Source organism: Polymorphobacter megasporae, assembly GCF_018982885.2.
GTDB classification, from domain to species: domain Bacteria; phylum Pseudomonadota; class Alphaproteobacteria; order Sphingomonadales; family Sphingomonadaceae; genus Polymorphobacter_B; species Polymorphobacter_B megasporae.
In genome coordinates this window covers 2,329,722-2,350,498 of record NZ_CP081848.1, presented here as the reverse complement: position 1 = coordinate 2,350,498, position 20,777 = coordinate 2,329,722, and the positions used below count along the sequence as shown (strand labels likewise).

At 61.2% G+C, this 20,777-nt stretch carries 15 protein-coding genes, 1 pseudogene and 1 riboswitch; of the genes and pseudogenes, 12 read left to right on the top strand and 4 right to left on the bottom strand.

What is annotated here, in order from left to right; translation table 11 throughout:
- Positions 1–154: 154 nt before the first annotated feature.
- Positions 155–2,068 carry a M61 family metallopeptidase gene (locus KTC28_RS11105; protein ID WP_216710346.1) on the bottom strand — a complete coding sequence of 638 codons (1,914 nt, stop codon included), beginning with the start codon at positions 2,066–2,068 and terminating at the stop codon, positions 155–157.
- On the opposite strand from KTC28_RS11105, the gene KTC28_RS11100 reads away from it, so the two are divergent.
- On the top strand, positions 2,037–2,411 hold the full coding sequence (locus tag KTC28_RS11100) for a hypothetical protein (protein ID WP_216710347.1): 375 nt from the start codon (positions 2,037–2,039) through the stop codon (positions 2,409–2,411). The two genes, KTC28_RS11105 and KTC28_RS11100, sit on opposite strands and share 32 nt — an antisense overlap.
- Before the next feature lie 97 nt (positions 2,412–2,508).
- On the opposite strand, the gene KTC28_RS11095 is transcribed toward KTC28_RS11100, so the two are convergent.
- The gene (locus KTC28_RS11095) at positions 2,509–3,435 is read right to left on the bottom strand and encodes a LysR family transcriptional regulator (protein WP_216710348.1); all 927 of its coding nucleotides are present in this window, start codon (positions 3,433–3,435) and stop codon (positions 2,509–2,511) included.
- 116 nt (positions 3,436–3,551) lie between these two features.
- On the opposite strand from KTC28_RS11095, the gene KTC28_RS11090 reads away from it, so the two are divergent.
- Both KTC28_RS11090 and KTC28_RS11085 read left to right on the top strand, forming a co-directional pair.
- Positions 3,552–4,097: a carboxymuconolactone decarboxylase family protein gene (locus KTC28_RS11090; RefSeq protein ID WP_216710349.1), complete on the top strand. Its 546-nt coding sequence runs from the start codon at positions 3,552–3,554 to the stop codon at positions 4,095–4,097.
- Between the two features lie 383 nt (positions 4,098–4,480).
- On the top strand, positions 4,481–4,810 hold the full coding sequence (locus tag KTC28_RS11085) for an alpha/beta hydrolase family protein (RefSeq protein WP_255601941.1): 330 nt from the start codon (positions 4,481–4,483) through the stop codon (positions 4,808–4,810).
- A 115-nt stretch (positions 4,811–4,925) separates the two neighbouring features.
- Here KTC28_RS11085 and KTC28_RS11080 read toward each other — a convergent pair whose 3' ends face one another.
- Positions 4,926–5,528, bottom strand: a complete 603-nt coding sequence (locus tag KTC28_RS11080) for a PEPxxWA-CTERM sorting domain-containing protein (RefSeq protein WP_216710350.1) — start codon at positions 5,526–5,528, stop codon at positions 4,926–4,928.
- A 165-nt stretch (positions 5,529–5,693) separates the two neighbouring features.
- On the opposite strand from KTC28_RS11080, the gene KTC28_RS11075 reads away from it, so the two are divergent.
- The 3 genes from KTC28_RS11075 (at position 5,694) to KTC28_RS11065 (ending at position 8,703) form a co-directional block, all read left to right on the top strand.
- Positions 5,694–6,653 carry a winged helix-turn-helix domain-containing protein gene (locus tag KTC28_RS11075; protein WP_216710351.1) on the top strand — a complete coding sequence of 320 codons (960 nt, stop codon included), beginning with the start codon at positions 5,694–5,696 and terminating at the stop codon, positions 6,651–6,653.
- A gap of 210 nt (positions 6,654–6,863) precedes the next feature.
- A complete protein-coding gene (locus KTC28_RS11070) occupies positions 6,864–7,280 on the top strand; it encodes a hypothetical protein (protein WP_216710352.1) in 417 nt (138 codons plus the stop codon).
- Complete coding sequence (locus KTC28_RS11065) at positions 7,258–8,703, top strand: M3 family oligoendopeptidase (RefSeq protein WP_216710353.1); 1,446 nt, start codon at positions 7,258–7,260, stop codon at positions 8,701–8,703. Before KTC28_RS11070 ends, KTC28_RS11065 begins: the two co-directional genes overlap by 23 nt.
- Positions 8,704–8,845: 142 nt before the next feature.
- Here KTC28_RS11065 and KTC28_RS11060 read toward each other — a convergent pair whose 3' ends face one another.
- The gene (locus tag KTC28_RS11060; RefSeq protein ID WP_216710354.1) at positions 8,846–9,373 is read right to left on the bottom strand and encodes a L,D-transpeptidase; all 528 of its coding nucleotides are present in this window, start codon (positions 9,371–9,373) and stop codon (positions 8,846–8,848) included.
- 909 nt (positions 9,374–10,282) lie between these two features.
- Between KTC28_RS11060 and KTC28_RS11055 the strand changes: the two genes are divergently transcribed.
- The 6 genes and pseudogenes from KTC28_RS11055 (at position 10,283) to KTC28_RS11030 (ending at position 20,772) form a co-directional block, all read left to right on the top strand.
- Entirely contained in the window at positions 10,283–11,446 is a 1,164-nt protein-coding gene (locus tag KTC28_RS11055; protein ID WP_255601938.1) for a LacI family DNA-binding transcriptional regulator, read from the top strand.
- A 234-nt stretch (positions 11,447–11,680) separates the two neighbouring features.
- Positions 11,681–14,449: a beta-phosphoglucomutase gene (gene pgmB, locus KTC28_RS11050; RefSeq protein WP_223132241.1), complete on the top strand. Its 2,769-nt coding sequence runs from the start codon at positions 11,681–11,683 to the stop codon at positions 14,447–14,449.
- Positions 14,450–14,486: 37 nt separating this feature from the next.
- The gene (locus KTC28_RS11045; RefSeq protein ID WP_216710356.1) at positions 14,487–16,805 is read left to right on the top strand and encodes a TonB-dependent receptor domain-containing protein; all 2,319 of its coding nucleotides are present in this window, start codon (positions 14,487–14,489) and stop codon (positions 16,803–16,805) included.
- Positions 16,806–16,875: 70 nt separating this feature from the next.
- Positions 16,876–18,111, top strand: a complete 1,236-nt coding sequence (locus tag KTC28_RS11040; protein WP_216710357.1) for an MFS transporter — start codon at positions 16,876–16,878, stop codon at positions 18,109–18,111.
- A 309-nt stretch (positions 18,112–18,420) separates the two neighbouring features.
- Positions 18,421–19,200: pseudogene (locus KTC28_RS11035) on the top strand (nitrilase-related carbon-nitrogen hydrolase); the annotation flags it as partial.
- Positions 19,201–19,433: 233 nt separating this feature from the next.
- Positions 19,434–19,665, top strand: a riboswitch (cobalamin riboswitch).
- Between the two features lie 123 nt (positions 19,666–19,788).
- Positions 19,789–20,772 (top strand): DUF1852 domain-containing protein, encoded by a 984-nt coding sequence (locus KTC28_RS11030; RefSeq protein WP_216710358.1) that lies wholly within the window; start codon positions 19,789–19,791, stop codon positions 20,770–20,772.
- Positions 20,773–20,777 lie beyond the last annotated feature (5 nt).

Genomic DNA, 20,777 nt, shown 5'->3' with positions numbered 1-20,777 from the left:
GAATTACGGCGTTGCCACGGGGGTGTCTCCGCCTGTGACCCGACACGAACCGACGCTAGCGCAGGGCCCGGGATGTAAGACAGCGCTAAGCAGACCTTCCAGATCGGTCGCGCTGAGGCTGAGCGCGCGGAGCTCACGCCAGCGCGCTCGGCCTTCACCGCGGCTTCAGAAGCGTCGCGAGTCCATCCGGACGTTCGGGAATTCGTTCCAGGCGCGGGTATCGCAGCCCGGCGCGATAATCGATCGTCCGCGTCACGAGGCGTCCATCCTGCTCCCAAGTCAGTACCAGCACCGTCGTCAGCGTGTTCCGGACCGCGTCGTCGAGCGCGCCGCGCGTGAATGGAGCCCCCCCGATCGCTTTGATCCGAACCCCCGGAGCCATGCCTACCCGAAATGCCGGCCCGTCCCACGCAACCGCGCGGACCCTGCCATCGTCCGCGACCATCAGTCCGACCGAATAGGACAGATCCGACCCGCCGAGCTCCAGCTCGTTTTGCTGGAATGTCAGCGTCGGCTGGGCGGTATAGGTGACACGCCACCCAAGCCGATCCAGTCCTTCGGATGTGTTCACCTCGGCATGCCCGTCGACCCAGCGATGCAGGAACCCGCCCCAATCGAACGGTGCGACCCGATTCAAGGCGGCGCTGACATCGCCAACGGTGTAGGTACGGGCGGGCATTCCCGATGCGGCACCGGCGAAGAAGTCGTGCGCGAAGTCATCGATGCCGCGACGCCCGCCGGTCTGCGCGCGCAGCATGGCTTCGACGTCGAGCCACAGCAGGACGCCTTCGAGGTAATAATCCTTGCGCCGCTGCCAATCGCGCCACGGAACCGGCTGCCGGAGCATGAACGATGGGTAGTTCACGTCGTCCGACAAGGGCCGCCATGCGCGTCCCGGGCGGTTGGCGACCTCGGCCGCGTCGAGCGCAAGCTTGTCGAGGGTCTCCTCGCGGCTTCGCAGACCGGCGCGCGCGGCGAGCACGCGCCCCCAGAATTCGGTCTGGCCTTCGTATACCCACAGCAGGCTACTGCCTTGTGGAACGTTGGGCGTCGGCGCCCACAAATCGGCGGGGACACGGTAGAGTCCGTTCCACGCGTGGACGAACTCGTGCACGACGATGTCGCGATTGTTGAGCTGCCCGGCCCAGTCGCTGAAATAGGCCGACGCCATATTGATCTCGGCCGAGGCACGATGCTCGGTTCCGCCGGACGAGCCGTCGTCGCTCATTCGTGCCAGCACCTCGTATCGGTCGAACGGCGGCGCGCCAAACATCGCGCGCGCCTGCGTTACCATGCGACGCAGATCGTCGACGCGCTCGGACGGGATCGCGAGATCGCCGACCCATGGCGCGACCAGGTCAAAGCTTACTGCACCAGGGCCGTTTTGCCCGAGCGGTACCTGTTCCGCATGAACTCCCGCCAGCACCGGTGCATCGAGCAATTGCTCCAACGAGACTGGCGTGAAGTGGAGACTGTCTCCCTCCGCACAAACAGTTTCGAGCGATGTGAATGCCTTGAGACCAGTCGGCAACGTCACCGACGGCGCGACCATGATGTTTCGCGCGTACCATCCAGCCGGGTACAGCAGCAGGTGCTGCCACGACACCGCGACGACATCGGCAGACAGGCGATCGGCGTCCGCGACGATTTCAAAGCGCACGTCGATCGTCCGTACACCCGCAGGAATGTTGAGGTGAAAGGCGTGCGGCTCGACCTCGTCCCGATGCCAAGCGAGCGGTCGCCCGTTCACCGACACTTCCAGCCCGGCGAGCTCGGTGACGGTGAGGCTCGGGCCGTGGCTTGCCGCCTCCCAGCGCGGGTAGAGCAGCGTCATCGCGCCGGCGCACTGCACCGGCACACCCTCGTGGATAACGAACACCCGGTGCGCCACGTCACGTGCATCGACGTCCAGCCCGATTGCGCCGCGGAACATACGGTCTGCCGGAGGGTCGATCGGTGATCGCGCCAGCGTCTGTACCGGCGAGTCCGTTGGTACAGTCGCTGGCGTCGCGCCCGCCGCCGCGGCGCACAGCGCGATGCCTGCGCTCGCCATTTTCCAGTTCGGCATAGTCCTGACTCGTCCTGTCGCTTCCGGCCGCCGCCTTGTCATCGAGCCTCCACAAACGCACGAACGGTCGTGGCACCCCGATCTCGAACGGAGTCACGGCGAAACCGAAGCGGCGAGCGAACTTGCCGCCGTCGACCACGTATCGGCGGTCCCACGTAAAACCGACATCGGCTACCTCTTTGGCGAAGCGGTAGACCAAACCCAGCACACGCAGCAATGCCAACGGCACGCCCAGATTCGCAACGTGCGGCCGCGCGTCGGACTACCGCCGTGGATCGTCATGCCCGAGGACCTCAAGACCAGCGTACTGCGACCGTCGCAGTCGCTGCCTTTTGGACTGTAATGACTTGGTTGAACTGGACGTTGCACTCGCCGATCGACTATTACGGCGGTCGAGCGCGCGTCCAAACAGCGTCGGTCTTGATGATCGCCACCGCCTTTCAAGGCACGGCACGGACCGGTCGTTGCTCACCGAAGCCGTCGTCGAAGTGCGCCAGGCGCGTTCGTGCAGTATCGATAAAGGCGCGGACATTTACCGAGGCTCGGCGGTTCGCCTGGTAGACAAGATGGACCGGCACTGCTGGCGGCGCGGCGCTATCAAGCAGCGTGACCAGGCGTCCCGAGGCAATCGCAGCCGTAGCCTGATACGAGAACACGCGCGCGATTCCGGTACCGTCGACTGCGGCGGCGATCGCTGCATCGGCGGTGTTCACGCTCAGCCGCGGCTCGATCCGAATCGCGGGCTTGCCCGCCTGTCCGAACCGCCATTCCTGGCCGCGGTCGAGTTCGGTGAAGGCGATCAGCGCATGATCGTGGAGTGCCGTGACGCTGTCCGGCGTGCCGTGCGCGGCAAGATAGGCCGGGCTGACGACCAATACTCGCCGCACATCGGCGACTTTGAGCGCATGGAGCGCTGAGTCGGAAAGGTCGCCGACCCTGACGGCAACATCGATCCCCTCGTCGACCAGTCGCACCCGTCGGTCGATGAGCGTCAGTTCGACCTTGAGTGTTGGATGCGCGCGCAGCAACGCGGTCACGATCGGCAGGATGTGAAGCCGCCCGAAGGTCACGGGCGCAGTGAGCACCAGCGTCCCGCCCGGCGTCGCGGAACCGCCGCGCAGCGCGAGCGCCGCCTCGTCGAGATCCAGCAAGATTGCGCGGCAACGCTCCAGATAAAGCGCTCCTGATTCCGTCAGCCTGACCGAGCGTGTCGTGCGGCTCAATAGTGCCGTCCCGAGGGCTTCCTCGAGCGTGGAAATTGCCCGGCTCGCAGCCGTCTGCGAGATGCGAAGACGTCGTGCCGCTTCGCTGAAGCTGGCGTCGTCGGCAACCGCGACAAACGTCCGGAGCATGTCGAGCTGGTCCATCGTTATCCCGAATTCCGCATGAGTAAGGTGCACATAGACCGGATTATCATCAGACGCGCGATAGAGCATTTGAGGTGGGCAGGCCGCACTTGGCGACGCTGCCAAGGAGAAAACTCATGTCACGCCTGACCATCCCTGCCCGCGCCGATGCTCCCGCCAAGTCGCAGCCGCTGCTCGATGCCGTCGAGAAGACCCTCGGCGTCGTCCCCAACATGTTCCGCCTCATCGGCACCAGCCCGGCCGCGCTCGAAGGCTATCTCAGCCTCAACGGTGCGCTCGGCCACGCCCTCGATGCCAAGACCCGCGAGCGCATCGCACTTGCCGTCGCTCAGGCCAACGGTTGCGACTATTGCCTGTCGGCGCACACCTATCTCGGGCTGAACCTCGCCAAGATCGACGAAGTCGAGATCGCGCTGAACCGGGCCGGCCACTCGGGCGACGCCAAGGCCGACGCGGCTGTCGTGTTCGCTAGCAAGGTGCTCGAAGCGCGCGGTCGCGTCAGCGACGCGGACATTGCCGCCGTGCGTCTCGCCGGCTTCACCGAAGCGCAGGTCATCGAGATCGTCGCGAGCGTCGCGGTCAACGTGCTGACCAACTACGTCAACAACGTCGCCCACACCGACATCGACTTTCCCGTCGTCCACGCCGCAGAAGCTGCCTGACGGACTATGGTCGCGGACCTGAATCGCGGCCTTGATGACTGAAAAATAATCGAATTGGCCGCCGTCATTTTTACGGTGGCCAACGGACATCGACGCTGCTGCGGCAACCACAATCTAGGATGATGACGATGAGTCATAAGAAGATGGCCGATTATATTATGGCTATCGCATCAGTCAGACTGTGCACGCCGCGGCAGTGTCGACGTTGGCGGACCATGCCGCGCGGGGACCGTTATACCTGAATGGTTGGCGCTCGACGAGGGGCTGGATCTCGTTTTTACCCGTCGTTTCTTACATGCCTGCGTATCGATCGACTTGCTGCCTCACGGTGCCGGGATGTTCGACGAAACGATGCATTTTACGACCTTGTCGTCGACAGCGGCGTGACGCGCAGTCTGACCCCGGAAGAGATCGCGGCGTACGACGCGCCGTTCCCCGATGAGCGCTTCAAAAAAGGCGCGCGACAACTTCCCACCCTGGTGCCAATAACTCCCGAGCATGCCTCGGTCGCCGAGAACATTGCCGCGTGGGAGGTGCTCCGCCGTTTAGAAAAACCGGTCCTGACCGCGTTCGGTGATAAGGATGCGGTCACCCGCGGCGGCGAGAAGGTCTTCATAGACCGCATTCCCGGCGCGCGCGGCCAAGCCCACTCAATCATCGCCGACGCCGGGCATTCCTCCACGAGGACGCGCCCGAGGAATTATGCGCGCTGATAGATACGCTGATCCGCAGCGACGTCGAGGTGACGGCATGACCTGCGGGCGTGACGGAGAACGGGCCGTCGAAACTTGGTCGACGGCCCTTGGGTCGCCCCGAGAAAAGGAGACTTCAGGCGAAGCTGAAGCCGGTCGCAACGGCACCCTTGCGGCGACGCATCTTCGAACCGACCAGACCGAAGCCGCCGATCATCATCGCCCACATCGAAGGTTCCGGAACCACACCTGCGGTCGGACCGCCATCGCCGGGGTTCGGAACGACGACGCCCTTGCTGGCAAAAACTACGCCAGCCTCGATCTCGCGATTAAAGATGAATACGCCTTCCAAACCCCAAATCGACGTTTCACCGGCGACCGAAGGGGTGACGAAATTGAGGCCAATACCGCGTCCTTGATCATACTCGTCGGGTACAACGAAATAGATTGAGGTAAACCCGTCGCCTGAAATGAGCTTCGCCCTCGCGGTATCCTTATTATAATTGAAAGCAGGAGCGTCCATTCTATCTAAATATAGTTCGGGGTCGGCCGAAAAGAAACCCGATGACGTCGCGATATCGTAATCAATGACACGCGTAGCCGCGTCGTCCGTCGTGAAACTTCCCGAGGCAGTTGCCCAATCAGAAAACATCACATCTTTCAGGGTGAAGGTGATCGCAGCCTGAGCCGAGCTCGCGAGCATGCATCCGACTACCGATACCAAAAGTAAATTACGCATAAAAATCCCCTTTTACGTTGAACTTGGGGATGGTTTACTTATCATTAATCAGTGCGCAACAAGCAGCATATCCATTTTGGATCGCACTCCGTTTCGTTATTGATGCCCATCGCCTATGGGAGACAACGCGTGTGATCTGGAGCGCCGGGCGAATTGGAAGCCGTCTTGAACGATATTGCCGTCAGGAAACTCTCCCGGTTGGGCAACGAGCTTCATCTGAGTTCGTCGATCGCGACCGCCGAGCTGGTGCCGGGACATTTCGAGTCTGCCGTCGTCCTGATCCTGCTGCTGCGCCGATGTGGCGGTGACTGGATCGACGGCGAATGCTTTCGCCGTCCGCAGAAGATCGTTCAGTGCGCATCGATCAACGCGCTCGCAGCATCCCTGCACAAGCCTTACGCGACCATCCACCGCCACGTGATGCGCCTGATCGATCTCGGTTGGGTCGTATCGGTGGACAGAGGGGTCGCTATCTCCATCAATCCCGGGATTGAGCAACAGATTATCGAACTGATGGTTTTCGCCCACGACAGCGTTGTGCGCCTCACCGAAGACCTGGGCCGGGACATGCCGTTCCGGTCCGCCGACCGCATCCCCGCACCCGATCTTAGATGGCGCATTATCGCTATGGCTCTCGATATTTGGTTGGTGCCGTTCGAATACGCGGCCGAGCCTGTCCCCGATTGGACGAGTAAACTCGTCTGGATCATCATCATCGTCGCCAATGTCCGGCATATTACCATCGATCCGGAGCTCACCGAGCGATACGCCAACAACTTCACCCCGGACGAAGTTCGCCGGCCGATCACGGCACGCGCCATCGCCCGACTGTCGGGCTTGAGCTATGGAACGGTGTACCGGCATTGCCAGACGCTCGCGAAAAACGACGTGATCCGCTACCAACGCGAGGGGTGGGTGCTGGCCAGTCGACAGATCGGAAGCGATCAGATCGATCGGGGTGTCCGTGCATTGCTCGACTATTTCAAGAAACGGATCGTCGAGCTGGTCAGCTATGGCTTCGATCCGACCAATGCTGCGACGTCCTATCTCGATCGGCGGCCCGAGTATGTGTCGCTTGCTCTATCCGACCTGCCGGAAAACGAATGTGGCACGGGAACGTCCTAGGGATGCCCACGGATGGGCGCGTGCCCGTTCGGAAGGAGCAGGTTGACCTGTATCATGACAATGATGATTAGCGCTTCAAAGAGGCTCGTCGAGACCGGTGGCAGGCCAAGCTAATATAGGGGTCAAGACCGCAGCTGCACCTCACCTTAGCCCGCTCGATTTTCAAATTGAGTTGGTGGCGCGCCGCGGTCACGTCGTTGAGGAGCCTGCATGAATCGGCGTGAAGTGCTGACCGGAATGTCGTTTTCAGCTGTGGTGCTGGTGACGAAGCCGACTTTCGCCGAGGACGCCTTGCCGATGGAATGGGACCTGCGCGACCTGTACGAGAACGATGGTGCCTGGACCGCAGCCCTGGACGCTGCCGAGGCACAGGTGGCAAAGCTCGGCGCTTTCGAAACCGGGTTTGCCCGGAGCCCACACCTGTTCGGCTACGCGCTGACGGCAATTTCGCAGGCCACCGGCAGTCGATGCGGCTCTCGACGTACGCCCGGCTGTCGGCCAACGCCGATCTGCGCGATGTTGCCGCCCAGCACGGCGAACGCGCGCCGACACTCTTGCTGGCGAGCTGGTCGCATCGACGGCGTGGGTGGACCCGGCGATCCGAATGCTGGGGCGCGAGAAAATTGACGCGTGGTTGGCTGCCGACCCGGCGCTAGGGCCCTTCCGGCACCGTTTATACGACGTGCTTAGACTGGCCTCCCACGCGCTGCCGGCGGGCGAGGTTGCGGCTTTGGCCTCGGGCAGTCAGCTGTTCGATGGTCCTCAAGCCACCTATAATCAGCTGCTGGGCTCGGACATGCCTCATCCGATGATCCGATTGTCGATCGGGGAAGATGTTCGCCTCGACGACGCGGGCTACACGCGTGCACGGGCCATCGCCGACCGAACCGATCGCAAGCGCGTGTTCGACGCGTTCTGGAGCAGCTACGGCGCTTACGAAAACACCTTGGGGTCGATTTATGCGACGCAGGTGGCGGCCGACAACATGCTGGCCCGCCTCGGGCGCTACGACAGTGCACTCGACGCCGCACTTGCGGCTACGGCGACGCCGCGGGCGGTTTTCACAACGATGATTGCAGAGGCGCGCGCCGGAATTCCGCTCCTGCAACGCTATCTTCGTCTGCGCCGGCGGGCGCTGAACCTTCCAGACCTCCATTATTATGACATCTATGCGCCGCTCGGTCGCACCACGCGTACGTTCTCCAGCGCGGCCGCTCGCGCTGCGATGATCGACAGCGTCCGACCTCTCGGCGCAGACTATGTCGCGAAGCTTGATGCTGCGAGCGGCGCGCATTGGGTCGATTTGAAACCGCGCCTTGGAAAATACGCTGGTAGCTTCATGAACTCTGACGCGTATGACGTTCATCCGTACATTATGCTGAATTACAACGCCGACTATCAAAGTTTGACCAGCTACGTACACGAATGGGGCCATGCGATGCACAGCGTGCTCGCAAATGCGAAGCAGCCCTTCGAGACGGCGCATTATGAAACCTTCGTCGCGGAGATCGCGTCGACCTGCAACGAGCAACTGCTTGCTCAACACTTGATCGACACCGCCGTCGGAAAAGAGGAGAAGCTGTTTTATATCGGTCAGCTTCTCGAACTTCTTCGTCTGAATATCTTTCGCGAACCCATGCTTAGTGAATTCGAACACGCCGTCCACACTCAAGCGGCCGCTGGTGCGCCAATGTCCGGCAAGGCGATGTCCGAGACCTACTTCAGACTTCTAGAACAATATCACGCACCGGCCATGAACATCGATTCGGCCTATGCTATCGAGTGGTCATTTATTCCGCAATTCTACACCAGTTACTATTCGTTTCAGTATGCCACTGCCATCGCCGCGTCGTCGTATTTTGCGGAGGCAATCCTAGCTGGCCACGATGGGGTGCGCGCGCAATACCTCGAGCTGTTAGCAGCCGGCGGCTCGGACTATGCCTACAACCTCGTTCGTGACGCCGGCGTAGATCTCGCGGCCCCCACGCCTTATCGTGCTCTGATGCGTCGCTTCGAAGCTTTGCTCGACGAACTCGAACAAGCGATCTGAAGATACTCGTCGGCAACACAGAGGAAACTGAGCGTCGGACCGCAACGCTGTTACTCCGATGCGCTGCCAAGTTACTCGACGATTGGACCGTTCTATGTCTGTGGCTCTGCGCCTGCGAGGCTACGGCCTAGCATGTGCAGCGCTAAATTCCCGCCGCAGTCCGTTCCGCCGCTTTTATCTCAGGAATGTTAAATTGCGCGTTAAGCGAGCGTGTTTCTGGTAAAATATAGGCGACACCTTTCTGGCGCCGAAAGGTAGGCTGGATAAAGCCATCGTAGAATGCAGTCGAAACGTTTATGCACCCCAACGAAATACGCCTCGCGGCGACGACCTGATTTGACAGTAACGATGCCCGATTTTTTCGACTTGAATTCGAAGATCGGTCTGAGGCTCGATGGAGGGCGATTGCTGCGTCGTAATCAATCCACAAGATGTCCCGCCCCGCAAGGTCTTCGCCCGTCTCGACAACGAAGCGACCCGCCGGAGTAATGCGCTCGGCGGGCGTAATTGCCGACAATTTGCGCGTGCCAATTCCCGGCGGTGAGTCGTCGCCACGCGCGAGACCGAGCAACACAGGGGTGGTTGCGACCAAAGTGCCATCGGCATTGAACAGGAAAAGTCGCGACTCGATTTTGTCCACGATCATGAACGGCAGTGGGCCGTTATCCATTGTCGCTAGTACCCAATCCTTAGCCCGTTGCGCGTCGAACGATAACGCTATGTCAAGCGGTGCAGGATGGACCCGAGGAGACGCAACAGTCGGAGGTTTCAAGCCAGCAGCCAATGCTGGCTGTACACTGCAAAGCGCCAAGACCACCGACAGAGCCCTCAAGGCGAATATAGAGATAATAGCACCGGGAATAGTTAACAGATATAAACCATGTATCCGCTGGCCACAAATATCGAAAGTAAATAAAGGGTTAATGTTAGCTGAGATTTAGTCCAGAGGCTGATTCCCTCGACCGGCCTCGCTCGTGGCGGGCGTCCAAAGGGGGCTCGCACTCGAGACTGCTCGATGCGTGCGTGCCATTGACGCGTCGTGACACCGCGACCCTCTCATCACGAGAGTATTCGTGCACCGAGAAATTAATCGAGCAAATCTTTCCGCGCCGAGCTGATACGGGAGATGAAAGCGATATGCCCACGATATACTAGCTACAGCCAAGGATATATGCAGACGGGCTTGCCATCGTTCGAATGGTGCGAAAGGCATATTCGACAAATCTGTTCGCTGATATTTCGGCACATTCTACTACGATCGGAGCAATAAACGCGTCGAAATTGACTAGAATTGCCAGACGCATTTATTGTTCGTCTCGGAAGAGCGTCGGCAACCGCAGATCAATCGGTGTTTTCAGGTTAATAGATGGCACCATCCAGATCACAGGCCCATCTAATGTCGACTTTAGCCATTGAATACCTTCTTTGTTAGCGCCTTTTCTCCTGACCTGAAAGCGTCACTGAGCATCCGAAAGTGCATTATCGCCTGCACCGCTGTAACGACGTGCGCCTAATTGGCAAATACAAAGCATGAGACACGCCCGGTCGCATGCAAAAGCTTACGTATCCGAAGCCATGGATGAGGCGTCCGCCGGACAACAGTGGCTGCTGCGTCAAGGTTTCAGGTGTGTTCCACACAGGAACGCACGATCAAGGAAACCACCAGCGCACCCGAACGCGCGCCGCCGTCAGGCGGCAACATTTCAATGCAAGACGAAATAACCTACGGCATTTCGCCATGGCTAAATCTTCTCCTGAAGGATCGCGAGAGCGCCCCGTGACAATGGCGGATCTGGCACGCGAGGCTGGCGTCTCGAAGATCACAATATCGCGAGCGCTTTCCGGCCATGCGCTCGTCAAGGACGCCACCCGCGAAAGTATAAGAAAGCTCGCAGAAGACCGCGGCTACCGGCTGAATATCGCCGCGAGAAACTTGCGTCAGCAGAGGACTGGGACGATTGCCGTGGTGATCGAAATGACGCCATCGCACGACCGATCGATGAGTGAGCCGTATCCGCTGTCGCTTCTTGGCGCGATTATGCAGGAACTTACCAGTCGCGACCACAATATGGTCCTGACAACGATGCAGATGTTTTGTTCGCTACCGCCCGCCGCCGACGGCGTCATCCTTCTGGGGCAGGGAATGCACGAAGACGCGGTCGAGATCGTCCAGCGGGCGGGACTTCCCTATGTAATTTGGGGTTCGGTCGATGGCAACGAGGCCCATGTCACCGTTGGATCGGACAATGTCTACGGCGGCCGCCTCGCCGCGGAGCATCTGCTTGTGCAGGGGCGCCGAAAGCTCATCTTTGTCGGCGACACGACCCACCTCGAGGTCGAGGACAGACTCCGCGGCTTTGGTGAGCGAATTGACGAGGGCGGTCATGGTCCAGTTCTTAGCATCGTGAGCCCATTTACCGAGGCTGGCGGAGAGCAGGCAATGCAGTCCGTTCTGGCCGACGGCGCGGGTCAGTTCGACGGGGTGTTTGCCGCCAGCGATGCAATAGCGATGGGGGTCATTTCCGCGCTTACGCGGGCTGGACTTGCGGTTCCGGACGATGTCGCAGTGGTTGGCTTCGACGATGCTCCCGGCGCGTCACGGGTGGTCCCTCCGCTAACGTCGATCCGGCAGAACTGGGACCGCGGCGGAAAGCTTCTCGCCAACAAGATTCTCCAGCTCACCGCGGGGGGCAGCGCGCATTCAGAGTCGATGTCCGTCGAGATCGTTCGTCGCGCCACCTGATACCGCAAGCACAACCGCATCGACGGCGTAAAATGATATCGATAACTTGACATCGATAACTGTGACGCGTCTACGCGACGGAAGGTGGCGCCGTCGCAGAACAGCACCATGCAAACTTTGGGGGTAGACGCTCGTATGGGTGCCGCGAACGACGATCCGCATCAAATACTGCAGTCGTCAGCGATCGACCCGCGCGCCGAAACCTTCGCGTCCCTGTTTTCACTGGCCAATGGCTTGGTCGGAATCAGGGGATCGCTCGATGAATGCGCCGAGCACCCAGACACGATCTTTTCCGACGCCTATATCTCCCGGCCGATCTCATATCATGAATCGTTTCCCGGCTACGCTCGAACGACCGACACGCGCATCCTGTGCCCGAGCCCGGTTCTCGTCCGACTGATCATCTCCGGCGAACCGGTCGATTTCGCGACCGCCACGATCACGCACTTTTCGCGATCGCTCAATCTGGCGACGGGGCAGCAGCGACGCACGACCCGCTGGCGACTAATCGATGGGCGCGAGATCGAGATCGATACGGACCGGATTGTACCGATGGTCGGACGGGCAATCGTCGCTTCGCGGTTTCGGCTGACGTCGCTCGACTTTTCCGGGGAGGTTGCCCTGTTGCCGCGCTTCGGTGCCAGTGCCGGTGCCGGTGCGGCGTCGGACGCCGACCCCCGCATCTCTGCTCGTCTCGCTCCGCCGTGGCTGCAGGCGACCGCTGAGGACGGCAGCAGCCTGTTCACGTGTGGCGACATTGCACTGGCCTATCGCCAGTCGATTGCAGGGGATGCAGACTCATGGACCGATGACGCCGATGGCGGCGGGATCGTCGCTCACCTCGCGCCGGGCGATGCCTTGGCTTTCGACCGGATCGTCGAACTGACCAGAGCGGCCGATAGGTCACTGCAGGCGCTGCCGGCGTACGACCTTATGGCGGAGCAGCAGGAGACCGCGCTAGCGGAGTTTTGGGCCGTAGCCGATTGCGCAGTGGCCGACGACCCAAGCCTGACCCAGGCTCTGCGCTTTGGGCTTTTCCAGCTCTTCCAGTCGGCTTCGCGCCGGCCGGATCACGGGACGGCAGCCAAGGGCCTGACGAGCGACGGTTACGAAGGACATTATTTCTGGGATGCGGAGGCGTTCATCCTTCCGGTGCTCGCCTTCACCGCCCCGTCGCTGGCGCGCTCGGTCATCGAGTTTCGAATGGCGACCCTTGCCGCAGCGCGGGCGAACGCGCGGCAGATGGGGTTTACGCGCGGTGCGCTTTATCCGTGGCGGACGATCGGCGGGGGCGAATGTTCGTCGCATTATCCGACCGGTGCCGCGCAGGTCCACCTGAACGGCGACATCGCTTACGCAATCAAGTTCTACGTCGATGTCACCGGCGATAGCACGCTGCGACGCGACGCGGCCGAACTCCTGTTCGAGACCGCGCGGATCTGGATAGATCTCGGCAGCTTCGATCCGCGGCGCGACAATGCCTTTTGCATTCGCGGCGTCACCGGGCCCGATGAATATACGATACTCGTCGACAACGACTTCTACACCAACGCCGTAGCGCGACTTCACCTGAGCTACGCCGCAGCCACCGCTGACTGGATGAAAGCCGAGCACAAGGCGGCGTACCTGTCGCTCGTGGCGAGTGTCGGTCTGACCGAAGCTGAGGTCGCCGGGTGGGTCGCTGCCGCGCGGCACATGTGGCTCCCCGTCGACGCTCAGCAGAACGTCAATCCGCAGGACGACACGTTCCTCGACAAGCCGGTGCTTGCCGCACACCTGCTGCACCGGCCGCGGCGTCCGCTGCTGCTCGATCATCACCCGATGACCCTGTCGCGTCACAGGCTGTGCAAACAGGGTGATGTCATCCAGGCGCTGGCGATGGGCCTGGTCGATCAACCCCTATCGCTGACTGCCCGCAACTACGCCTTTTACGAGCCCGTTACCTCGCACGATTCAACCCTATCGGCGCCGGCCTTCGGGATCATCGCCGCCCGGATCGGCGCGTTCGGCGAGGCGCGACGTTTCATCGAGGAGGCGGCGCTGGTCGACCTCGAAGACCGCCACGGCAACACCGGTGATGGCTTGCACCTCGCGGCACTGGCGGGGGGATGGCTCATCCTTGCGCAAGGTTGGGGCGGGCTCGCAGTTCGCGGCGGTGAACTCCATTTTGCTCCCCGATCCGCGCCGGAATTCGCGGCGTACAACTTCACATTGTCGTGGCAGGGTAGCCGGTTGCAGGTCGCCGTCGATCCCGATGGCGCAACCTATTCAGTGATGGCCGGCGGAACTGTCACGATTGTCGAACACGGCCGACGCGACGTCGTCGGTGCACTGCCGGTCCGCTTTACGCGACCGAAGGTCAGGGCGGTCATCTTCGATCTCGATGGGGTGCTGACCGATACGGCAGAGCATCATTTTCTCGCTTGGTCGGCGCTCGCCGAGCGGCATGGGCTCGCGTTCGACCGCACCTTCAACAAGCGCCTGAAGGGCGTCGATCGCGCCTCCTCCCTGCGCCTGATCCTCGATCGATCGGGCCGCAGTTTCGGCGACAGCGAATTCGAGACGCTGCTGGCCGAGAAGAATGCGATCTACCAAGGCTTTATTGCCGATTATTCGCCGAGTGACCTGTTCGACGGCGTGCGCGACTTGCTCGCCGCATGCCGCTCCGCCGGCATCATGACCGCAGTGGCATCGGCGAGCCGCAACGCGGCATCGGTCATCGCGCGCCTCGGCATCGGTGCCGAATTCGACTTCATCGCCGACGCCGCAGCGGTGGCGAACCCCAAGCCCGCGCCCGACATTTTTCTCGCCTGCGCCGCGGCGCTCGGAGTGTTGCCCGGTCAGTGCGTCGGCGTGGAGGACGCGCAAGCCGGCATCGACGCGATCCGCGCCGCTGGAATGGTCGCGGTCGGCATCGACGCAGAGGGCGCACTGAGCGGAGCCGCGGTGATCGTGCCGGACATCGCGCACCTCGACATGGCGACGATCGGGTCGCTGCTTTGAGTTCGACAAAACTAAAATAAACTTGGGAGAGATCAAGATGTTACTCAGAAACCGGCTGAAAATCACCGCAGCGGCAGTCCTCGTCGCGACGCAGGCACAGGCGCAGGTCGCGCCGGATGCACCGGCGCAGATCGCGCCGGGGGCGACACCCGATACGCCAGCGCCGAGCGTCGATGAACAACCCGACATCGTTGTCACCGGGCGGGCGGCAGGTAGCGGCATTCGCAAGCTCGAGGCTGGCTACTCGATAACGTCGTTGTCGGCAGACGACCTCCTAATTCAGAATCCCAAGAGCGCTGGCGACGCCTTAAAATCGATTCCCGGCATCTTTGTCGAAAGCTCGGGCGGTGTCGGCACGGCCAACGTTTTCGTCCGCGGTATTCCGAGCACTGGGGATGCGCCGTTCGTCACCTTCCAGTTCAACGGCGTCCCGGTTTACGGCGCGTCGAGCCCGTCGTTCATGGACCAGAGCGCGCTCGTCCGGTTCGACGAGACGGTGGCGACGGTCGAAGCAGTCAATGGCGGCCCGGCCTCGCTGTTCTCCGACGGCCAACCAGGTCTGACGGCCAATCTCCTGCTCCGCGAGGGCCGCGAGGAAACCGAAGGTTCGGTCAAGGTTTCATCGACCGAGTATGGCGCGCGTCGCGTCGACGGCGTCTTGAGCGGCAAGATTGCCGACGATCTTTTTTATGTCATCGGCGGCTATGTCTCTTCCGGAGATTCGGTCCGCACCGCCGGCTTCGACACCGAAAAGGGTGGCCAGGTTTCGGTCAACATCACGAAAAGGTTTGACACCGGGAAATTCAACGTTTTCGCGCGCTACACCGATGACCACGGCGAGTGGTTTCTGCCTTTCGCGGCCGACGTCCCGGGTTTGAACCTCGGCACCTACAACCAGCTCAACAACAACACGCGCTACCAGACGATCATCGTCCCGGGGAGCGCCGGAAGTGGCGCGACGCAGCGGTTCGACTTCGGCTCCGGGCGCGGTTGGAAGGGAGTGATCGCGGGCGGCAATCTGACGAACGACTTCGGCTCGGGCATCACCTTCGCCGATCATTTCGGCTATACCAAGGGGACCCTGCAAACGGCTGGTCTCGTCCCTGCGGGTGCCGGGGCAATCACGGTGGCGACCGCGCTGGCGTCGCCGGGCAATCTCCTGACGCCGGGTCAGACGACGGTGCAGACGCTCCACACCGGCCAAACGCTCGCGTCCACCGACTATGTCCAGCAGTTCGGCGGCTGGGTGGTGCTCAAGGACTTGAGCTATATCAGCAACGAGGCGACGCTGACCTATGCCACCGGCGGCAACCGGCTGACCGTCGGCTATTACTTCAGCCACTTCAGTTCGAACGACGCGTGGAGCCTCGGCAACAACACATGGCAACAGGTTGGCGGCTCGGTCGACACGGTCAACCTTAACAACGGTCCGATCAGTTCGTTTGCGATCGCCGACTTCGGCTCCGCCGACGAAAACGCGATCTACCTTGCTGATTCCTACAACATCACCGACGCGCTGCGGGTCGACGCCGGCGTTCGCTACCAGAGCGAAAAGATCAACTTTCACATCGAGGGCAATGGCCAGCCGTCGACGCTCAACGAGGAGCGTCATTCGGTGCCGTGGACGGTCGGGGTCAACTACCGGATCCTGTCGACGCTCGACGTCTATGGGCGCGTCTCGCAGGGCTATCATATCCCCAGCTTCGACGATGTCCGCTCGCAGCTCGGCAACACCAGCGCGCCAACCGACCAGAACTGGAGTATTCGCTCCTATGAGATCGGTACGAAATATCGTGATCACGCCTTCGACGTGTCGCTGAGCGGTTTCTACGACAAGGTGGTCGGCGCGGTGTACAACGATGTCGGCGTCCCCGCCGTCGTCGCCGGCTCGAAGACCTACGGCCTCGAGGTGGACGCGCGCTGGACAAGTTCGTTCGGACTTAGCATCGCGACAAACGACGTCCTCGAGGATGCCAAGACCGACGACCCCCTGCAGCCCGGCATCAACGGCAAGCGCGCCGAACGCATCCCGTCGTATCAGGCGCGGATCACGCCTGCTTACGAATTCAAGCTGCCGGGACTTCTGACGACAATCTACGGCACGTATGAAGCGGTTGGTAAGCGCTACAGCGACCTCGCCAACATCCAGCCGCTGCCAGCCTATGCGACGTTCAGTGCGGGAATTCTGGCGACACGCGGGCCGGTCACCATTCAGGTTGCAGCCGACAACCTGACCAACTCGCACGGCCTGACCGAGGGCAACCCGCGCTTCCTTGCCGGGCCGGGCACAGCCCTGCCCGTCGTGCGGCCGATCTTCGGACGGTCGTTCCGCTTCACCGGCGGGTTTAAGTTCTAAGAATACTGTTACTCCGCTGTGGGTTGCGGCCGGACTCGGCTGCGACCCACCGCTTATCGAGGCACCGGCTATGCAACGATCACGGCTGATCGCCGCCCTCGTCGTGACCTATTTCACTTATGGCATGGTCCTCAACACGGTTGGGACGGTGATCCTCCAGTCGGCTGCGACGCTCGGCGTGACGAAAGCGCAGGCGGGCTGGTTCGACGGCTTCAAGGACATCACCATTGCCGTCGTCTCGTTCCTGCTGGCGAGCTATCTGCCGCGGATCGGGTTGAAACGCGCGATGATGGCGGGGCTCGCAGTCACTGGTTTGGCCTGCGTGCTGATGCCCCTACTGCCGGGCTATCTGACGATCTGCCTCCATTACGCTGTGATCGGCTTCGCCTTCGCGTGCGTGAAGATCGGGCTTTACGCGATGATCGGGCTGGCGACGTCGACCAGCCGCCAGCACGCCAGCCTGACTGCAATCATCGAAGGCGCGTTCATGCTGGGGGTGCTGTCGATCGCGGTACTGTTCAGCCACTTCATCGGCGGCGGACGGCTTACGAGCAATCGCGACTGGCTCGACGCCTATTGGCCGCTCGCCGCCTTGTGCGTCGTGGCTTTTGTTCTGCTCGCCTCGGTCGTGATCGACGAGAGCGCCGATCAACCGGAACCCGGAACGGCTTCGATCGCCGCCATGCTCGCGCTGGTGCGACTGCCGCTCGTGCTAATTTTTATCGCCTGCGCCTTCACCTATGTGTTCATCGAGCAGGGGATCGGCACCTGGCTGCCGACGTTCAACAACGAGGTCCTGGGCCTTTCGCAGGCGACCAGCGTCATCGCCGGCAGCGTCTATGCTGCATCGATTGCAGCCGGGCGCCTCGTCAGCGGGGTTCTGATGCGCCGCGTCAACTGGTACCCGATCCTGATCATCTGCCTTGTGGTGGTGGCGGGTGCGGTATTGGCAATCGGTGCATTGAGCAGCGTCAGCGCAGCGACAACGCCGATCACCGATTGGACGAAAGCGCCGCTCGCCGCATATCTTTTCCTCGTGGTCGGCTTCTGCCTCGCGCCGGTTTACCCGACGATCGTCTCGGTCCTGCTGTCCGCCAGCCCAAAATCGCGGCATACCGAGTTGATGGGCTTGGTGGTGATGTTTTCGGCGTTGGGTGGAACCGCAGGCTCGCGGCTCACCGCCATATTATTCGCGAGCACCAGCGGCGCCATCGCCTTTTCGCTCATGGCGATCCCGGCCGGATTGTTATTGGCTGGCCTCACGCTTCTACGACGCCAATGGGTCCGCACGCGCGTGCCAGAATGATACCGACAAACGCGCAACGGTCGTTCAGATCCGGTCCCCTTCCCGGCGTCGATAGCACCGCCGCCAGCTTGCGCCAGCCACACCACCAAAGCCGCGTGCTCGCATCGCTTCCGGAAGAAGCGCCACGATGCCGATGATCTCGATCTCGATCGTTCAGAGTCCTCCCGTTTTTCTCAACCTTCCCGCTAGTATCGTTTGCGCTGAACGGCTGATCCGACAGGCGGCGAGCAACGGGGCCGACGTCATCGTTTTCCGGAAGCATGGCTTCCCGGCTATCCTGTATGGCTCGATGACGCCCCCGGGTCGGCGCTTTTTGGCCACAAGCCCGCCGAGGCACTATTTCGCGTCCTGTTGCACAATTGTCCCGAGCTCGAGGGGCGTGAAATCGCGCATCTGGCCGCCCTCTCCGCTGAACTTTCGGTCGAGATCGTGATGGGCATTCAGGAGCGGCGCGGCTCGAGCATATTCAACACCGTCGTGCGCCTGACCCCGGGGAGGCGCGACATCCACCGCAAGATCATGCCGACCCACAACGAGCGGCTGATCTGGGCCGCAGCAGACGGCAGCACCCTCGGACCCTGGCCGGGAAAATATGGTCCTGTCGGCGCCCTCATCTGCTGGGAGCACTGGATGCCGCTCGCTCGCGCAGCGCGGCACCAACATGGTGAAGTTCTTCACTTCGCGCTCTGGCCTGCCGTCACCGAACTTCACCTCCTCGCCAGCCGGCACTATGCCTTCGAAGGCCAGTGCTTCGTCGCTGCTGCCGGCACCGTCCTTACTCGATCGCAGGTGCTTGATGGCTTCGACAGCCTCGAAGCCGATGAGCCCGCCGCTCGCGCTATGCTCGAAGCAATCCCAGCCGAGCGCGAGCTGCTCAAATCGGGCGGAAGCGCGATCGTTGGTCCCGACGCGACGATCATTGCTGCCGCCGGACAAGACGACACGCTGACCCTGAACGCGGTTATCGATACCGATATCGTCGCGGAAGGTCGGCTTTATCTCGACACCGCCGGCCACTATTCCCGTCCTGATATCTTCGAACTCCAGATCGACATGCGAGAGCGGCCGGGACTGCGGACGCTTACCTGAACGCCACCGAGACGCGGCGATCGCAGAACTTTGCCGCATTCGTTGATCTACAACTCGCCATTTTCAACGTGATTGTCCGCTTTCTGAAAGCTGCCAGTCATTCACTATCCAGCGACGTCGATAATAGGTCGGGGCGAGACAACCTAGATCACCGTCATGTCGAACCACATGTGCGTCTCATAACGATATAAAGATGTCTTTATATGCCTGTTGACACGTATGGCCATTGGGTGTGTAACCGACCTGTCGAGGTTCCCCGTTTCCGACTCAGAGATGAGCCGGGCGACGGGGCTAAGACGGGAAGCCGGTGGCGCTCGTAGAGCGGAATCCGGCGCTGCCCCCGCAACTGTAAGCGGCGAGCGGCGGCTCCATTTCGTGTCACTGGCACCCGCAAGGGTGCTGGGAAGGCCGGGACCGTCGCATTGACCCGTAAGTCAGTAGACCTGCCTCCGACGCGATACGTTCCTCGGACGGGGGTTCCTCCGGTGGATCGCGCTTGACTCAAGGGCTGGGGCTTCGGCGCCGGCTTGCCGGTCCTGTGCGCTCTTCCTTCGGCCCTCTCGTCCGGCAAAAGCAGGTGACCGGTCGATGCCTACAATCTTTGCCTTTTCGATAAATCGCATTGCGTTCGACGAGAATTACCGTCCCGCCGACAATACCCGCATCACAACCAACTTCGCCAATCTGGCAAGGGGCGAGAGCCGGCGGGAAAATTTGCGCAATACCCTGCGCATGATCGACAATCGCTTCAATTCACTCGCGCACTGGGACAATCCGAGGGGCGATCGTTACACGGTCGAGCTCGAGATTGTCTCGGTCGAGTTGCGTATCGATGCCGAAGGACGTGACGACGTCTTCCCGCTGATCGAAATCCTTCAGACAAAGATCGTTGATCGAAAGACCGAGGAGCGGATCGACGGCATCGTCGGCAATAACTTCTCGTCCTATGTGCGCGATTATGACTTCAATGTTCTGCTGTCGGAGCACCTGAAGACGCACCCCGGATCTGGCGATCCGCAAGGTTTCGGCGACCTGCATGGCAATTTATTCAAGCACTTTTTGAGTTCGAGCGACTATCGGGAAAATTTCTGCAAGCCGCCGGTCATCTGTCTGAGCGTGTCGAGCAGCAAGACCTATCACCGGACCACGAACAAGCACCCCATACTGGGTTTCGAATATCGTAACGACGAGTTTTCAGCCACCGACGCATATTTCGCCAAGATGGGGATGAAAGTTCGCTATTTCATGCCCCCGAACAGCGTCGCGCCGTTCGCCTTTTACCATCTTGGCGACCTGATTGGTGACTACACCAATCTTGAGCTGGTCAGCACGATCAGTGTGATGGAGACTTTCCAGAAGATCTATCGGCCTGAAATTTACAACGCCAACTCTGCAGCCGCAGAACGCTATCAGCCAAGTCTTAAGTACCAGGACTTTTCGCTGACTCGCATCGTCTACGATCGTGAAGAACGCAGCAGACTAGCTGTCGAGCAGGGCAGGTTCACCGAGGAACGCCTGATCAAGCCCTATCAGACCGCACTCGAGCAATGGTCCGCAAGTCTCACGCTCTGATTCAT

Bases quoted from the DNA above. Each gene is read 5' to 3' on its own strand.
- KTC28_RS11100 (WP_216710347.1), top strand. From the start codon at position 2,037: ATGCCTGCGCTCGCCATTTTCCAGTTCGGCATAGTCCTGACTCGTCCT.
- KTC28_RS11105 (WP_216710346.1), bottom strand. From the start codon at position 2,068: ATGCCGAACTGGAAAATGGCGAGCGCAGGCATCGCGCTGTGCGCCGCG.
- KTC28_RS11095 (WP_216710348.1), bottom strand. From the start codon at position 3,435: ATGGACCAGCTCGACATGCTCCGGACGTTTGTCGCGGTTGCCGACGAC.
- KTC28_RS11090 (WP_216710349.1), top strand. From the start codon at position 3,552: ATGTCACGCCTGACCATCCCTGCCCGCGCCGATGCTCCCGCCAAGTCG.
- KTC28_RS11080 (WP_216710350.1), bottom strand. From the start codon at position 5,528: ATGCGTAATTTACTTTTGGTATCGGTAGTCGGATGCATGCTCGCGAGC.
- KTC28_RS11070 (WP_216710352.1), top strand. From the start codon at position 6,864: ATGAATCGGCGTGAAGTGCTGACCGGAATGTCGTTTTCAGCTGTGGTG.
- KTC28_RS11065 (WP_216710353.1), top strand. From the start codon at position 7,258: ATGCTGGGGCGCGAGAAAATTGACGCGTGGTTGGCTGCCGACCCGGCG.
- KTC28_RS11060 (WP_216710354.1), bottom strand. From the start codon at position 9,373: ATGGATAACGGCCCACTGCCGTTCATGATCGTGGACAAAATCGAGTCG.
- KTC28_RS11055 (WP_255601938.1), top strand. From the start codon at position 10,283: ATGAGGCGTCCGCCGGACAACAGTGGCTGCTGCGTCAAGGTTTCAGGT.
- KTC28_RS11045 (WP_216710356.1), top strand. From the start codon at position 14,487: ATGTTACTCAGAAACCGGCTGAAAATCACCGCAGCGGCAGTCCTCGTC.
- KTC28_RS11040 (WP_216710357.1), top strand. From the start codon at position 16,876: ATGCAACGATCACGGCTGATCGCCGCCCTCGTCGTGACCTATTTCACT.
- KTC28_RS11030 (WP_216710358.1), top strand. From the start codon at position 19,789: ATGCCTACAATCTTTGCCTTTTCGATAAATCGCATTGCGTTCGACGAG.